A 351-nucleotide genomic window follows, 5' to 3' on the forward strand; every position below is an offset into this window, starting at 1 on the left:
CGTAGAAGCATTACCAATTGATAGCAGTCAGAACATCTTACCTCAGGTAGAAAAAGCCATTGCCCCGGATGGTTTGTACATGGATTTGACAACAGCGCCGATGTTACAAGTAAAGGTAGCCGACGACCTCGCCAATGGAGCCTATTATTTGGTGTTGCATTATCATCATTTGATGATGGATCACATCGGTTTAGAAAAAGTGGTGAAAGAGATCGTGCTCTATTTGTCAGGAAAGAAAGACCGGCTTCCCACTCCGTCCTTGTACCGTGACTTTATAGGGCATACCTTAAACCAAGCAAAATTAAGAGAAAATGAAAGTTACTTTAGATCGTTGTTCAGCAGTATCCAAGC

Annotated in this window: 1 protein-coding gene; it reads left to right on the forward strand. The window is 42.5% G+C overall.

What is annotated here, in order from left to right:
* The coding region (locus tag AC04NP_RS30735) for a hypothetical protein (RefSeq protein ID WP_482863959.1) at window positions 1-351 on the forward strand (351 nt) is incomplete at both ends.

It is taken from the genome of Agaribacillus sp. DX54, from assembly GCF_056858335.1.